The 15586-nt window shown below is 27.9% G+C and carries 17 protein-coding genes; 16 read left to right on the top strand and 1 reads right to left on the bottom strand.

Going from position 1 to position 15586, the window contains the following annotated elements; all coding sequences use genetic code 11:
* Positions 1 to 186 precede the first annotated feature (186 nt).
* The 14 genes from ACTHUW_RS11235 to ACTHUW_RS11170 all read left to right on the top strand — a co-directional run bounded on the left by ACTHUW_RS11235 (position 187) and on the right by ACTHUW_RS11170 (position 13157).
* Complete coding sequence (locus ACTHUW_RS11235; protein WP_442213322.1) at positions 187 to 1404, top strand: lipopolysaccharide biosynthesis protein; 1218 nt, start codon at positions 187 to 189, stop codon at positions 1402 to 1404.
* 86 nt (positions 1405 to 1490) lie between these two features.
* Positions 1491 to 2657, top strand: coding sequence for a nucleotide sugar dehydrogenase (locus ACTHUW_RS11230; RefSeq protein ID WP_442213320.1), 1167 nt, complete (start codon positions 1491 to 1493; stop codon positions 2655 to 2657).
* 31 nt (positions 2658 to 2688) lie between these two features.
* Positions 2689 to 3681 (top strand): UDP-glucose 4-epimerase GalE, encoded by a 993-nt coding sequence (galE, locus tag ACTHUW_RS11225; RefSeq protein WP_442213318.1) that lies wholly within the window; start codon positions 2689 to 2691, stop codon positions 3679 to 3681.
* A 51-nt stretch (positions 3682 to 3732) separates the two neighbouring features.
* Positions 3733 to 5145: a DUF4301 family protein gene (locus ACTHUW_RS11220; protein WP_442213316.1), complete on the top strand. Its 1413-nt coding sequence runs from the start codon at positions 3733 to 3735 to the stop codon at positions 5143 to 5145.
* Positions 5146 to 5180: 35 nt separating this feature from the next.
* The gene (locus tag ACTHUW_RS11215; protein WP_442213327.1) at positions 5181 to 5363 is read left to right on the top strand and encodes a small multi-drug export protein; all 183 of its coding nucleotides are present in this window, start codon (positions 5181 to 5183) and stop codon (positions 5361 to 5363) included.
* Between the two features lie 272 nt (positions 5364 to 5635).
* Positions 5636 to 5953: a transposase gene (locus ACTHUW_RS11210; RefSeq protein WP_442213314.1), complete on the top strand. Its 318-nt coding sequence runs from the start codon at positions 5636 to 5638 to the stop codon at positions 5951 to 5953.
* Positions 5914 to 6738 (top strand): IS3 family transposase, encoded by an 825-nt coding sequence (locus ACTHUW_RS11205; RefSeq protein WP_442213325.1) that lies wholly within the window; start codon positions 5914 to 5916, stop codon positions 6736 to 6738. The genes ACTHUW_RS11210 and ACTHUW_RS11205 overlap by 40 nt, the downstream gene beginning before the upstream one ends.
* 88 nt (positions 6739 to 6826) lie before the next feature.
* A complete protein-coding gene (locus ACTHUW_RS11200; RefSeq protein WP_442213324.1) occupies positions 6827 to 7018 on the top strand; it encodes a DUF4258 domain-containing protein in 192 nt (63 codons plus the stop codon).
* 8 nt (positions 7019 to 7026) lie between these two features.
* Complete coding sequence (locus tag ACTHUW_RS11195; protein WP_442198501.1) at positions 7027 to 7257, top strand: type II toxin-antitoxin system MqsA family antitoxin; 231 nt, start codon at positions 7027 to 7029, stop codon at positions 7255 to 7257.
* A gap of 399 nt (positions 7258 to 7656) precedes the next feature.
* Positions 7657 to 8253, top strand: a complete 597-nt coding sequence (locus tag ACTHUW_RS11190) for a type IV toxin-antitoxin system AbiEi family antitoxin domain-containing protein (RefSeq protein ID WP_442211016.1) — start codon at positions 7657 to 7659, stop codon at positions 8251 to 8253.
* Between the two features lie 41 nt (positions 8254 to 8294).
* Positions 8295 to 9095, top strand: a complete 801-nt coding sequence (locus ACTHUW_RS11185; RefSeq protein WP_442211014.1) for a nucleotidyl transferase AbiEii/AbiGii toxin family protein — start codon at positions 8295 to 8297, stop codon at positions 9093 to 9095.
* A 369-nt stretch (positions 9096 to 9464) separates the two neighbouring features.
* Positions 9465 to 10841, top strand: a complete 1377-nt coding sequence (locus ACTHUW_RS11180) for an AAA family ATPase (protein WP_442213312.1) — start codon at positions 9465 to 9467, stop codon at positions 10839 to 10841.
* A gap of 3 nt (positions 10842 to 10844) precedes the next feature.
* On the top strand, positions 10845 to 11540 hold the full coding sequence (locus tag ACTHUW_RS11175; protein ID WP_442198506.1) for a hypothetical protein: 696 nt from the start codon (positions 10845 to 10847) through the stop codon (positions 11538 to 11540).
* A 249-nt stretch (positions 11541 to 11789) separates the two neighbouring features.
* Complete coding sequence (locus ACTHUW_RS11170) at positions 11790 to 13157, top strand: DUF4301 family protein (RefSeq protein ID WP_442199600.1); 1368 nt, start codon at positions 11790 to 11792, stop codon at positions 13155 to 13157.
* Between the two features lie 153 nt (positions 13158 to 13310).
* Here ACTHUW_RS11170 and ACTHUW_RS11165 read toward each other — a convergent pair whose 3' ends face one another.
* The gene (locus ACTHUW_RS11165; RefSeq protein ID WP_442198508.1) at positions 13311 to 14048 is read right to left on the bottom strand and encodes a hypothetical protein; all 738 of its coding nucleotides are present in this window, start codon (positions 14046 to 14048) and stop codon (positions 13311 to 13313) included.
* 252 nt (positions 14049 to 14300) lie between these two features.
* On the opposite strand from ACTHUW_RS11165, the gene ACTHUW_RS11160 reads away from it, so the two are divergent.
* Together ACTHUW_RS11160 and ACTHUW_RS11155 are read left to right on the top strand one after the other, a co-directional pair.
* On the top strand, positions 14301 to 14885 hold the full coding sequence (locus ACTHUW_RS11160) for a ComF family protein (protein ID WP_442213310.1): 585 nt from the start codon (positions 14301 to 14303) through the stop codon (positions 14883 to 14885).
* Between the two features lie 4 nt (positions 14886 to 14889).
* The gene (locus ACTHUW_RS11155; protein ID WP_442199598.1) at positions 14890 to 15423 is read left to right on the top strand and encodes a hypothetical protein; all 534 of its coding nucleotides are present in this window, start codon (positions 14890 to 14892) and stop codon (positions 15421 to 15423) included.
* The last annotated feature ends 163 nt before the right edge of the window (positions 15424 to 15586 follow it).

Raw genomic sequence — 15586 nt, 5'->3', positions numbered from 1 at the left:
AGCAGAAGATAGTTTTATTACGTTTAATTTGTCCTTTTTCTTGACAGAGGACCAACAGCGCAATTCTACAATGATTAATACTGATTTAAAAACCACATAGTTTAAGCCATTAACTATATTTAAAGTGGGTGGTTAGTTTATTTCTTTTTTTAGCATAAGAAAGATGATGATAGAGAGGGAGTATTTATGATTAAAAGAAAAATTATATATGATGCTATATTGAATATTATTGCTTCGACAGTTCCAACATTAGTGCTTCAAATGATAATTCTTCCTATTATTGGTTTGCGTTTAGGGGAAACAGAATATGGTATAGCGATAACTTTAATAAGTATGGCAACTTTATTTAGCCTACCGTTTGGAAGTGTGCTAAATAATATTAGGTTATTAATGGATAGTGAATATCGAAGTAATGATATTACTGGCGATTTCAATATACTACTAATAGGGAGTATTGTAATTAATGCAATAGTAATGATAATCGGTACTATGCATTATGAGGGGCATTTTGCGCCTGTTAGTGTACTATTAGTAACTTTATTTTCGTGTCTAAATCTTATGAGAGAATATCTCATTGTGAGCTTTCGAATAAAAATAAATTATAAAGCTATATTATTAAACAATTTAATATTAGGCCTTGGCTATCTAATCGGCCTTATTATATTTTATTTAATAGGATACTGGCAAATAGTATATGTTTTTGGAGCTAGCTTTAGTTTGATTTATATTATTAAGAATTCTAACTTAATTAATGAAAGTTTTTCAAAAACAAAACTGTTTAGTAAAATTACATATAAGGGTATTGTTTTATTTTTTTCAGTTTTCATGAAAACAATATTGACTTATGCTGATAAATTATTGTTATTTCCACTTCTTGGACCGGCTGCTGTATCCATTTATTACTCTGCAACTTTGATGGGAAAGATAGTTGCGATGGTAATAACTCCAGTAAGTGGTGTAATGTTAAGTTACCTTGCCAAAATGGAAAAAATCAAAATCAAAGATTTTATTAAGGCCATCTCATTAACAGCGATTGTAGGACTTATAGGATATATAGTGATCATATTTGTTAGTGGCCCTGTTTTAAACTTACTATATCCTGATTGGGCTGAGGGATCATTAGATTTAATTTATTTAACAACAGCAACAGCTATTATTGGAGTGATTAGTTCGATAATACACCCATTTTTACTTAGATTTAATCATATTAATTGGCAATTGATTATTAATGCTATCAATATAATTATCTATACTATATGTGTATATATGTTTTATAGTTTATATGGGTTGGTGGGATTTTGTCTAGGTATGTTAATAGCAAGTGTTATTAAATTAATAATAATGATTCTAATATTTATCTTAAATTATAATAACTCTGAAGATAGAGTGCCTGATGTAAGTTGAAATTATGCTAATGAATTTAATACGATAGTGGTGTTAAAAGTAGATGAAATTAAAATTAAACCTAGGTTATGTGAGGAGGATATCGAATGAAAATTACAATTGCCGGAACAGGTTACGTTGGATTATCCAATGCTATCCTGTTGGCACAACATAATGAAGTTATAGCGTTAGACATTATTAAAGAAAAGGTTGATATGATCAATAATAAGCAATCTCATATTATTGATAAAGAAATAGAAGAATATCTAGCTACTAAAGAATTAAATTTAACAGCAACAACAGATAATTATCTTGCTTTTAAAGATGCAGAGTACGTCATTATCTCAACGCCAACAAACTACGATCCAGAGAAAAATTACTTTAATACAAGAACTGTAGAAGCAGTTATTGCAAATGTTCTTTCAATCAATCCAGATGCTGTGATGATCATTAAATCGACGGTGCCTGTTGGCTATACTGAGTCTGTAAAAGAAAAATTTGAAACGGATAATATCATCTTCTCTCCTGAATTCTTGAGAGAAGGCAAAGCTTTATACGATAATCTTCATCCTTCTAGAATTGTGATTGGAGAGCAATCTGAAAGAGCTAAAATATTCGCTGAACTTCTAGCACGAGGTGCAATCAAAGAGAATATTGATATCCTATATACTGAGTCCACAGAAGCTGAAGCAATAAAGCTATTTGCAAATACTTATCTTGCACTAAGAGTAGCATACTTCAATGAGCTTGATTCATATGCAGAAGTGAGAGGCCTTAATTCACAGCAAATTATTGAGGGTGTTGGACTGGATCCGCGTATAGGTAGTCACTATAACAACCCTTCATTTGGTTACGGTGGATACTGCTTACCAAAGGATACAAAGCAATTATTAGCCAATTACCAAGATATTCCACAAAATATAATGACTGCAATAGTTGATGCTAATAGAACAAGAAAAGACCATATCGCTGATATGATTATTAAGAGACATCCTAAGATTGTAGGTATCTATAGACTTACCATGAAGATGGACTCAGATAACTTTAGACAATCAGCAATCCAAGGTGTTATGAAAAGAATCAAGGCTAAAGGTATTGAGGTTGTTGTATTTGAACCTGCTTTATCTGAAGATGAATTCTACAACTCAAGGGTTATCAAAGACTTTGATAAGTTCAAGCAAATCTCTGATGTTATTGTCGCGAACAGATTATCTGATGAGATTAAAGATGTAGTGGACAAGGTATATACTAGAGATTTATTTAGTAGAGATTAATCTCCAAGAATAAGCGAGGTGACCACAACCAATGAACATATTAGTAACCGGAGGCCTAGGCTTTATCGGCAGCCATACGGCAATAGAACTTATAAAAAATAACCATAAAGTAATAATCGCCGATAATCTTATCAACTCAAAGATTGAAGTGTTGGACAAACTATCTACCATAACAGGCATCAAGCCAACTTTTTATCAGATCGATGTGACCGATGAAGCAAAGGTTGAGGAAATCTTTGTTAGCCATAAAATCAATGGAGTGATTCACTTCGCTGGTCTTAAGGCTGTAGGGGAGTCTGTATCCAAACCACTTGAGTATTATTATAATAATCTGGTAAGCACGATGGTGCTTAGCAATATGTGTGTGAAGTATGGAGTAGGGAAGTTTGTGTTTAGCTCTTCTGCAACAGTGTATGGGGACCAGCCATCTCCACTTAAAGAAGATATGGAATTGAAAAAGACGACTAATCCATATGGCGAAACCAAAGCTATGAGTGAGCGAATCTTAACGGATATATCAAAAGCTAATGATGGATTTGCAGTAAGTCTATTAAGATATTTCAATCCAGTAGGTGCTCATGAGAGTGGGTTGATTGGTGAAGATCCTAACGGCATCCCAAACAATCTTATGCCTTTTGTAACAAAAGTGGCTAAGGGTCACTTAGAGAAGCTTAATGTATTTGGAAATGATTATGATACCATAGATGGAACAGGGGTTAGAGATTATATCCACGTGGTTGACCTGGCGAAAGGTCATGTGAAGGCTATTGAGAATCTAAATAGGGGTGTTAATATTTATAACTTAGGAACCGGAAGAGGCACTTCTGTTTTAGAACTTGTAAATGCTTTTATGAAAGTAAACAATATTGATGTTCCTTATGAAATTGTAGGCAGACGTCCTGGAGATCTAGCAACTTGTTTTGCTGATGCAAGCAAGGCTAAGAAGGAACTAGATTGGAAAGCAGAGCTTGGAATTGAAGATATGGTTAGAGATGCTTGGAGATTTGAACAGCAAAATAGATAATTTATAAAGCCCTAACACTGTTTAGGGCTATTTTTACAATGGGGGGCAAAGATGGACAAAAACATAAATAGGTTTAAAAAAGGTACAAATTACGTCAATATAGCATCTGCAGTAACGAGAGATCAATTAACTTCTATAAACCATATAAGTGATGAATATTTAAATTTAAACTGTGTCAAGTTTATACCCGCCAGTGGTGCTGCCACCAGAATGTTTGAAGACCTTTATAAATATTTAGAGGATAAAATAGATACTGAATATATCAATAAGTTTTTCAATGAATTAGAAAATATTACTTTTTATGAAGATATTAAAGACTTTATTGAAAATGAAAATATTGATAAGAATACTATAGATGGTAGAGTTAAAATAATAGATTATATACTTAATGATAATCTAAATTATGGAAATTTACCAAAGGCTTTAATTAAAATGAACTCATATAAAAATTATTCAACTACTCCAATAGATGAGCATATATACGAAGGTGAAAAATACTTAAACAATAATAGATTGAATTTTCATTTTACCATATCAAAGGATCATGAAGATTTATTTAATGAATATATTAAAAAAATATTAAATGGAAGAGATGATATAAAGGTGTCTTACTCTTTCCAAAAACCAAAGACAGATACTTTAGCTGTAGACATGGATAATAACCCCTTTTTACTAGATGATGGATCCATATTATATAGGCCTGGGGGTCATGGGGCTTTAATAGAGAATTTAAATGATATCGATGGGGACATTATATTTATAAAAAATATAGACAATGTATGCCATAGAGACTATATCGAAGATACCATTAATTCAAAGAAAAAACTAGCATCAGTAGGTTATGCTTTTAAAGAAAAAATTGATGGGTATATTAAAGCGTTATTATCCGATGATTATGATATAGATGAAATTAAGGAGTTTATAAATAAAGACCTTAATATAACTTTTAAAGGTGAAATGACAAAGGATAAAGCTTTATCCTTTTTAAATAGACCACTTAGAGTATGCGGCGTTGTTAAAAATCAAGGAGAACCTGGTGGTGGTCCGTTCGTTGTTTATAATGGTGAATATACGGATCTGCAGATCTGCGAAAAATCAGAAATAGATTTAAATAATAAAGAGCAGCATGAAAAATTCAGTGCTTCAGAGTTCTTCAACCCAGTGGATCTTGTATGTTTTGTTAAAGACCATAGAGGAGAGAAGTTCAATTTGCTTGAATATGTGAATGAGGAACGATACTTTATAAGTAAGAAAACCTATAAGGGTAAAGATATAAAAGCACTAGAGCACCCAGGACTTTGGAATGGAGCAATGGACAGATGGAACACACTATTTGTTGAAGTACCTTTAAGTACATTTAACCCTGTGAAAAAGGTAAATGATTTGCTAAGGCCATGTCGTAGGAGTGTAGTTGAGAAGGAAGTAGGATCTTTGGCTGAGGTTGCTGCAAGTAAAGATATATAAGACATCTAATAGATAGCAGTGCATGACACTAACTTATAAAAGCTAATTTAAAGGGGAACAATGAGTGGAAGCTATTTAAAAAGCTAGTACATAAGTTAACGGATAGGTCTATTAATAAAAGCGGAAATATACAAAAATATGGTGCATGGGGCTTACTAGTATTTGTTGCAATACCACTTCCAGGTACTGGCGTGTGGAGTGGCAGTTTAGCAGATTGAAGTTTGGTAAATATGACCTTTTTTATTTTTAACATAGTAACTTTTCCATCCTATTTCTATATATGAAGTGATACTCTTACCTAAAAACTAGACAATTTTAAAATTAATTTATTATCAATTTTTTATAAAAAACAGAAAAAATAAATCCTAAAAATTTAAGGAAATGCCAAATTTTTATCATATATTTATTATTAACAAACATATTTTTATGGAAATTAATAGTAAACTATTAAACTAGACAAATTCATATCTTCTATGTTACAATTTTTAACATGAAAAATAATAAGATATATACACCAGAATTTAAAACAGAAATAGTTTTAGAATTATTACAAGATAAAAATATGATTAAAGATATAGTCAATGAATATGGAATTACTTATTCTACATTAAGAAGTTGGAAGAAAGAAGTAATCGATAGACTGCCTGAATTATTAGGGAGAAAATCAAATGTAGATATTCAACTAATAGATACTAAGGCAGAAAATAAAAAGATTAAGAAGCAGCTTGAGAAAACAAATCTCGAGCTGGATTTTTTAAAAAGAAAGATATTTTTAACAAAACTTCTAAAAAAATCAGGAAGAATTTAGTTGAATTTGATAATAACTTTATAAGTATAATTCGCCAAAGTGAACTTCTTAGTATAAATAGATCATCTTTATATTTAAAACCTAAAGGTTTTACTTATGATGATATTTATATAATGAATCATATAGATAAAATACATACTGATATGCCAGGTTTTGGCATTGAAAAAATAAATGATAGATTAAAAAGAAAATATAAGATTGATATAAGTATGAAATTAACTAAAAGTTATATGAGAAAGATGAATATTTTGAAATCACAAAATTATAACAATGCTTATGGATTATATCCATATCTATTAAAAAATCTAGAAATTTCTAGACCTAATAAAGTATGGAGTATAGATATAACATATATAGGTATGAAAGATAGTTTTTTATATTTAGTTGTAATAATTGATTGGTATTCAAGATTTATTTTATCATGGAATTTATCTAAAGGATTAAAAAAGGAATCAGTGATTACTGCAGTTAAAGATGCTATTAGAGAATATGGTAAACCTCAAATTATAAATAGTGATAATGGATCTCAATTTATTTCTGGAGAATATCTAGAATTACTTGTAGATAATGATATAAAAGTTAGTATGAACCGTAAAGGTAAACCTGCAGATAATATTGCAGTTGAAAGGTTTTTTAGAAGTTTAAAATCTGAGAAATTATATCATGATGAAATATATTATTTTAATCAAGCATATGAATCTATTAAATTTTATATTAATGAATATAATTTTTGTAGAGGACATAATAGGTTTCAAAATTCTACTCCTAGTGAAGTATTTTTCTGATTCGTTACAAAATATATCTTTTGTGACTAAGTATGTTTTTTCTATTCCTTAAGTTTTTATATTAAAATTCTAATATTTACAGTATAATATAATTAAAGAAATAATAGAATATTATGAAGAAGACTACCCTTATTCTAGCTGTCTTATTTTAGGTTCAACAAATGAGGATAAAATCATGCATGTAGTATGTGCTTTAGAAAGAGATAATATTTGTATGATAACAGCATACTATTCAGCACCAAGTGAATGTCTAGATGATTTTAAAACGAGAAGGAGTTAGATTATATTATGAACTGTATTCTTTGTAAAGCTAATTTAACAAAAGGAAGAGTAAATCATATTGTTGATTTAAAAGAAGGGATAATTATCATTAAAAATGTTCCTGCCAACATCTGTGAACAATGCGGAGATTATTATCTGGATACAAAAACAGCATTAGAGCTAGAAACTATGGTTGATGAAATAAACAAAATAAAGCCAGAAGTGTTTATTGTAAATTATAATAAAATGGTAGCTTAAATAAAATAGGCTACGGTGCTAGGCACTTGATTTAATTTAAAAATCTGTAAAATATAGATATATTCTACGAACTTGAATATTTAAAATAATTTCAAAATAATAATAGTAACTTGTCCTACAATTTTCTATAAAATAGGCTAAAAGAAAATTGTAGGAATTTTTATAAGGAAATTACTTTGAAAGTTTTAGTTATAGGACTAAAATATTTCTAACTACATTACATTTAATCCAATTATGACTAAGTTACAAATGTCCTTTTAGTGCGTAATAAAAATATTTATACGAATATAAAGGACAAAAGGAGTAAGAACACCTTACTATTGGTATTGTCTGTTTAGTTAGTATATGATAACATATATACGAACAACAAAGACGAAATTAAAGCTAAGAGGTGATTTTATGACTAAAAATGAGCTTGTGATGGAATTAATCAAAAAAAATAACGGATTTGTTACAGCGAATGAAGCCGTGTCAGCGGGTATAAACAATAAAACCCTACAACGTATGCATCAATCAGGTGAAATTGAAAGAGTGGAACAAGGTTTATATATGAATCCTGATCAGATGGAAGATGAGTATCTCTTAACACAATATAGATGTAGAAAAGGTATATTTTCCCATGAGACAGCATTATATTTTCATGACTTAACAGATAGGACACCTTTTCAATTAATGTTGACAATTCCATCAGGATATAATACGAGGCTTCTGAAAGAAAAAGAAAAATTTAAGTTCTTTTATATTAGGGAGAAACTTCATACAATTGGTAGAATTACAATGGAGACACCATTTGGGCATCAAGTCTATGTATATAATAAAGAAAGAACCATTTGTGACTGCTTAAAAAAGAAAGATCAGCTTGACACTGATTTAGTGAATGAAGGAGTCAAAAGATATATGAAAACTCCCGGAGCAGATTATTCTAAACTACTTAATTATGCCGATGTTTTTAATATCAAAGATCTGGTTCGAAAATACATGGAGGTGTTGACATGAAAATTAGTAGTCCTAGACAATTAAAAGACTAGATTAATAATATGGCTAAGGAAAATAATTTGATATCGAATATCGTACTTCAGAATTTTATGATGGAAAGGCTTCTTGAAAGAATTGCTATTTCAAAGTATAAGGATAACTTCATTTTAAAAGGTGGTTTTCTTATTGCGGCTATGGTTGGCATAGATATGAGAAGTACGATGGATATGGATACAACTATAAAGGGTATTACAATTAATAGAGAAATAATAGAAGAAATATTAAATGAGATAATATTGATAGACCTTGATGATAATGTATCTTTTAGGCTTAAAGATATCAAAAATATCCATGATATTAGTGATTATGATGATTTTAGAGTTTCTGTTGAAGCTCAGTTCTTTACAATCAGAGTCAATATGAAAATTGACATCACTACGGGAGATGTAATCATACCAAGGGAGGTAGAGTATTCGTTTAAGCTTATGTTTGAAGAGCGTGATATCTCAATAAAAGCATATAATTTAAATACAATCCTTGCAGAAAAAATTGAATCTATTTTAGCACGAAATGTAGCAAATACTAGAGCTAGGGATTATTATGATGTTTATATTTTGCTTACACTTAGACAAAATGATGTTAATATGAAAAGCTTACAGAAGGCAATACGAAAAAAAGCTGAAGAAAGAAATACATTAGTATATTTTGAAAACTATGAAAAATATTTAACTGATATAGAAGAAAGTAAAGATCTTAGCGAAATATGGAAATCATATACGCTAAAGTACCCCTATGCAGAAGATATTCAATTTGTTGAAATTGTGAATATTTTAAGAAATATTTTTACTATAGATATAAAATGAACCCTTAGTTTGAATAACAATATTTACTGTGCCAAATACCTATTTTAAATAACAATATTAACTTGCCCTCCAATTTTCTATAGAAATAGTAAAAAAATTGGAGGAATTTTTATGAGTAAATTATTTTGGAAAAACCGCTTGTAGTGGATAAGTATAAATTGTTAAATATTATATAAATTAGATACAGCTATTATATAAAAGTATAAGATTAGTAATTGCTTGCATGTACATAATATATTTAAATAAAATATGAATATTCAAAATGCTGTAAGAGTATACTATTAAAGAAACAAAATGTATCGAAAATCAAAAATAAGCTTGTTTATACTTGTGTATAGTATTATAATGTAATTGAAAGGGTGAGATATCATGTATAATTTAGATGACAATGTAGTTAGAATTTTAGAAGTTAATCTTAAAAATTATAAGAATATATCAAATGGAACCGTTAAAATGGCCAGCATTCAAAATATAGAAGATGGTATAGGAGATATCCTTGGTATTTATGGACAAAACGGTTCAGGTAAAACTTCAATTATTAGTGCCATAAGGATTATTCAAGATATGTTTACTGGAAAATCATTACCTGAAGATATTGAAGAATACATTATGTACGGTCAAAATGAGTCACAGATAGACTTATTATTTTATATAAAAAATGGTGACAAAAGATATAAAGTAAAATATAAAATAACCCTTTTAAATAATAATGAGGACACATTTATAAAAGAAGAATCGATAGACTATTGGTATAAAGATAATATAAATGATGATTGGGATAGAGTAAAAGGATTAATTAGAAATGTATATAATAATAATAATATATTTCCAAAATATAGGAATGATGAATTATTGAAATTATATGATGATGATAATGATTTTATAGTTAACAAAAAAATGAAATTTAAAGATAAAAAAAGTATGATTTTTTCAGAAGAACTGATTGATTTGATGAATGAAAAATCTAAAGTTATAGCTGATGAATATGGAATATTAAGTATACTAAAGCATTATGCTTTTTCAAACCTATTTATTATAGATAATAAACGATTAGCGTTGAGCGATGCAAATATTGTACTACCTATGAATTTTAAAAATTATATTAGTAATGAAAATATTTCAATGGGAGTTATGCCAATAGGCCTTGATAAACCTACTTATTTACCTAGGAAAGCTGTTAATGAAATAAAAACTAGCCTCCACGCATCTAATAAAGTAATAAGTGAAATTATACCAGAATTAAGAATAAAATTAAAAGAGTTAAAAATACAGACTTCTAAATCTGGAGATGAAGAAGTATTAGTAGAACTTTTATCATGTAGAGAAGATATAGAGATTCCAATAAGGTATGAATCAGATGGTATAAAAAAAATAGTAGCAGTTCTTCATCTATTAATAGCGATGTTTAATTATAAGTCAATGTCAGTACTAGTTGATGAATTAGACTCAGGTATATTTGAATATTTATTAGGTGAGATTCTTGAAATACTAGAGCAAAGAGGGAAAGGGCAGTTAATCTTTACATCCCATAATTTAAGACCATTGGAAGTTTTAAATAAAAATAATTTAGTATTTACAACAACCAATACCAACAATAGATATATTAAATTAAAAAATGTAAAAACTAATAACAACTTAAGAGATATGTATTATAGGGATTTAATTTTAGGAGGACAAGACGAAGTTATATATGATAAAACTAATTCAGCTAAAATAACTAGAGCTTTTCGAAAGGCTGGTGAATAGATTTTGGCTAGGAAAAAAGTAGTTTTATTTATAGTTGAGGGGATTACAGACCAAGAGAGTTTAGAATTATTATTAGAAGAATTTATTCCGAATGATAATCAAATAATATTTGAAGTTGTAGATGGAGATATTACTTCAAGTAACAATGTAGATAAGAAAAATATTAAAAGTAAAATTACTGATATAATTAAAGGTGGTGGAAAAAGGAAGTTTAAACCTAGTGACTATTTAGAAGTGATACACTTGGTTGATATGGATGCTGTATTTATTTCGGAAGAAAATATATATGAAGATCAATCTGCTAATAAGTTAATTTATAAAGAAGATGGTATATATGCAAAAAATATTGAAAGCGTAATTAAAAGAAATAATAAAAAGAAGGGCTTATTAAATTTATTGTTATCTACAAATAAAGTGTACAAATCTGTTCCTTATAGAGTTTTTTATTTTTCTTGTAATTTAGAACATGTACTTCATGATAAAATTGAAGTTGAAGAAAAATTAAAGATTAAATATGCTAGGGATTTTCAAGATAAATATATAGATGACTTAGATGGATTTGTAAATTTAATATGTAATAGTATTTTTACTGTGGACAAGGAGTATAAAGATAGTTGGGATTTTATAAAAAAAGATAATAATTCAATCAAAAGATTTACTAATTTCAATATTTTATTAAAAGATTATTTGAATGAATAACTGTAGGGCTACGGTGTTTGTTACTAAACTTAATAATTTGTTGAATATTGTAATAATACAATGCTATTAATCTATAAAACTATGGTTAGAGGATTTTATATTAAGCAAATATTAGATGGTATATGTTTAGGTATTAGAATAATAGGTATTCATTTACCAGAGATTAGTTTTTTATAAATAAAAGTGAATAGCCAAAAAGTGGTTACTCACTTTTTTTAAATATAAATATTATTTCAAACGGAGGTTATTATGGACAAGTTTATTAAAAAGTTTAATAAAGGAACCAGGTATGTAAATATTGTTTCTGCTGTTGGTGAAGATGAACTCACTGATTTAAGTGAAGTTAGTAAGGATTATTTGAATAAAAAATGCCTTAAATTTATTCCTGCTAGTGGAGCTGCTACTAGAATGTTTAAAGACTTATATGAATATATGGATTCAAAGGTAGATACAGATTTTACTGATAAGTTCTTTGATAGTCTAGAGCAATTTGCCTTTTATGGTGATATAAAAGAAATTATTGTTTCTGAAGGTATGGATAGGGAAGATATAAATGGCAGATGTCAAATTATCAATATGATATTAGATGAAAAGCTAGATTATGGAAATCTTCCCAAGGCTCTTATCAAGATGCATTTATATGAGGATTTTGTAGCTAGGCCAATTGATGAGCATATTTATGAGGGAGAAGAGTATTTAAATAAGGACAATATTAATCTGCATTTCACTATATCAAAGGACCATGAAGAGTTATTTAACAAATATGTCTACGAGATATTGGTGGATAAGGGTAATATAAATATCACATATTCTTTTCAAAAGGAGGAAACAGACACCCTAGCTGTAGATATGAATAACAAACCTTTTCTTCTTGAAGATGGAGAGGTGCTATATAGGGCTGGTGGACATGGGGCCTTAATTGAAAACTTGAATGATTTAGATGCTGATATTATCTTTATCAAAAACATTGATAATGTATGCCATAGGTCTTATATAGATGATACTATTAATTCAAAGAAAGAATTAGCATCTGTTGGGCTTAAGGTAAAGGAAGAAATTGATAAATATATTAAAGATATATTGGCTGATGATTATGATTTAGCGGTAATAGAAAACTTTATAAAAGAAACTCTAAACATTACCTACAAGGATGAAATAACAAAGGATATTGCACTTTCACTACTTAATAGGCCTCTTAGAGTTTGTGGTATGGTTTTAAACCAAGGCGAACCAGGTGGTGGTCCATTTGTTGTTGATAATGGAGATTATCTAGACTTACAGATATGTGAGAAATCTGAAATTGATTTAAACAATGAAGTAAATGTGGAAATCCTAAACTCATCAAAATTTTTCAATCCTGTAGATTTAGTATGTTTTGTCAAAGACTATAAAGGCGATAAGTTTAATTTAATGGATTATATAAATGAAGATAGATACTTTATAAGTGAAAAGACATATAAGGGAAGAAAACTAAAGGCATTAGAACATCCTGGTCTTTGGAATGGTGCTATGGATAATTGGAATACACTCTTTGTTGAAGTTCCTATATCTACATTCAATCCAGTTAAGACTGTGAATGATTTACTTAGAGATAGACATAGGGGTGTTGAAGGATAGAATTCAAAGAAAGTTTTATAATGTTTGTTCATGGAAGATATTTATATAAAATTATTATGATTTGTTAGATATTGAGCTTGAAATTATGGGAATTAAATAGAAGGGTTATATATTTATGGAAATATTAAGAAAAAATAGCAAATTATAATTACACTAATTATAATTTGCTATTTTTTCTTCTTTTATAACCTCATGATTTTCTATATCTATTAACATTATATAAAGATTAATTTTAAGTGATATAGGAATATTTTTTTTAAAGTAATTATAATATTTTTGGCTATTTACTGCTATTATTACTTTTTCTTTTGTATCAAATTCAATAGTAGATAGTCTACCATATAGTTGATATACTTGTAGTAAGGGTATGAGATTTTCTTTAAGTGTAGGTTGAAAAATTATTGATTGTCTATCATATTCGTAATCTTCTATTTTTATTACCATATCTGATATTAAATTATTATCTGTTTTATGTATACTCCATTCATAAGGCATTTCATATAAATAAGATAAAATAATCTGTAGAAAAATTTGTTTTAATTTTTTTTTCTGACTAATCTTTTCTTTATACGATTTTTTTTCTATTTGATAAAATGCATTGTAACTTTCATTATTTTCTTTAACTAAATTATTTGAGAAATTTTGAGAAGTTACTATATGACCAGCTGCCTCCATCATATCCCTATAGGAAATATCATTGTATGCTGTTGAAGTAAGCTTATGTATAATTTCTGGAGAAGGGGGAGTATTTATTAACTTCCTTAATAACCTTGAAATATGAGCGGCACTGACACCCGAGTCATTAGCATATTTATTAATTGAACGATCTCCCTTAGCCGACTCAAGTAAATCTTTAAATTTTTCTTTATTAAATGTATTTTCATTATGCATATCTAACCTCCTAGTCTAGAATAATTATAATATCTTTGTTGACTATAGTCAACAAAATAAAAATGTTTATATTGAAAATAATTATTATCTATGATAATATTATGGTGTATTTTATTAAGTATATTAATAAGGAAATAAATTTTTTTACTCAAACCATTGACTACAATCAACAATTCAATTAACTAAAGTAAATAAAATCGTTATAATGATTAATATTAAGTTTTAATTATAAAAATATAAGAGGTGATTTAATTGTCAATTAACCCTATAAAATTAGAAGGGAATTGGAAAGAAGGTTTTGCAATAGATTATCATGTAGTTAAAAGTGAATATCTAGGTGAAGATTGTTATGGTAGAGCACAATTTGAAACTACCAGGACTGAAATTGGAGAATTAATTTATAAATTGAAATATAGGTCCAATAAAAAAGTAGTGTATGATATAATTAAATTAATTAGTATTTTTTTAAAAAAGTGGGGTATAAGTAATAAGGTTGATGTTGTTCTTCCTGCACCACCTAGTAATAAAAATAGAGAATTTCAACCTGTCTTTGTTTTAGCAGAAGAAATTGCTGAATTTATCAATAAACCTATTTATCTAGATGTATTAACAAAAAAGAGTATAACTCAAATTAAAGATATAGATGTAGTAGAAAAAGAAAAAACAATAAGAGAAACTATTGTGATGAACAAAAGTTCAAAGAGAAAAGTCAACATACTTGTCGTAGATGATTTATATGAATCAGGCACTACATTAAATGAAATTTGTAGAGTATTAAAAAGAGATCAAAATATTAATAATATATATGTGTTAACTATGACAAAAACAAAAGGATGATATTATGAAAATATTTATAGCGGGCCCACGTAAAATAACTAAATTAAATTCTAAAGTAATTTTGAAATTAAATAATATAATTAAAAATAATTTTACGATTTTAGTTGGAGATGCTAACGGTATTGATAAGGCTATTCAAAATTATGTCAGAGATAAAGACTATAAAAATGTTATTGTATATGCTTCAGGGAAAATAATAAGAAATAATATAGGGAATTGGCAAACAAGAACAATTGATGTTTCTAAAAATATTAGAGGATTTGATTTTTATACTGTAAAAGATAAAGAAATGGCCAAGGATGCAGATTATGGTTTAATGGTTTGGAATGGGAAGAGTAAAGGAACATTTAATAACATTTTAAATTTAATCAATTTAGATAAAGTAGTATTTCTATATTTAACTATAAATAAAGAGTTTTATAAAATAAGTAATGCTAATGATGTAAAAAAACTTATGAGCTTAATTAATAATCCTGAAATTAATAGTTTTTTTCTAAACAAAGTAAATAAAAATGAACAGATTGAAATAATGTTATGATAAAAATAAATAGATGAGGGGATGTAATAATGGCAAAAAGACAAGTTTTCTTTAGTTTTGAATAAGAACAATGGATAGGTTACACTTAATTATACAATAAAAACTCGGACATGATATAATAAATAAAAGGAAATTGGAGGTCTATCATGTCTAAAAGATATAA

The organism is Senegalia sp. (in: firmicutes) (genome assembly GCF_052088025.1).
Lineage (GTDB): Bacteria > Bacillota > Clostridia > Tissierellales > SIT17 > Anaeromonas.
The sequence above is the reverse complement of the archived record's forward strand: the minus strand, read 5'-3'. Positions and strand labels throughout refer to the sequence as shown.

Coding starts and splice junctions, on each gene's coding strand:
- ACTHUW_RS11195 (WP_442198501.1), top strand. CDS start 7,027: ATGAACTGTATTCTTTGTAAAGCTAATTTAACAAAAGGAAGAGTAAAT.
- galE (WP_442213318.1), top strand. CDS start 2,689: ATGAACATATTAGTAACCGGAGGCCTAGGCTTTATCGGCAGCCATACG.
- ACTHUW_RS11155 (WP_442199598.1), top strand. CDS start 14,890: ATGAAAATATTTATAGCGGGCCCACGTAAAATAACTAAATTAAATTCT.
- ACTHUW_RS11190 (WP_442211016.1), top strand. CDS start 7,657: ATGACTAAAAATGAGCTTGTGATGGAATTAATCAAAAAAAATAACGGA.
- ACTHUW_RS11220 (WP_442213316.1), top strand. CDS start 3,733: ATGGACAAAAACATAAATAGGTTTAAAAAAGGTACAAATTACGTCAAT.
- ACTHUW_RS11180 (WP_442213312.1), top strand. CDS start 9,465: ATGTATAATTTAGATGACAATGTAGTTAGAATTTTAGAAGTTAATCTT.
- ACTHUW_RS11185 (WP_442211014.1), top strand. CDS start 8,295: ATGGCTAAGGAAAATAATTTGATATCGAATATCGTACTTCAGAATTTT.
- ACTHUW_RS11170 (WP_442199600.1), top strand. CDS start 11,790: ATGGACAAGTTTATTAAAAAGTTTAATAAAGGAACCAGGTATGTAAAT.
- ACTHUW_RS11230 (WP_442213320.1), top strand. CDS start 1,491: ATGAAAATTACAATTGCCGGAACAGGTTACGTTGGATTATCCAATGCT.
- ACTHUW_RS11210 (WP_442213314.1), top strand. CDS start 5,636: ATGAAAAATAATAAGATATATACACCAGAATTTAAAACAGAAATAGTT.
- ACTHUW_RS11235 (WP_442213322.1), top strand. CDS start 187: ATGATTAAAAGAAAAATTATATATGATGCTATATTGAATATTATTGCT.
- ACTHUW_RS11165 (WP_442198508.1), bottom strand. CDS start 14,048: ATGCATAATGAAAATACATTTAATAAAGAAAAATTTAAAGATTTACTT.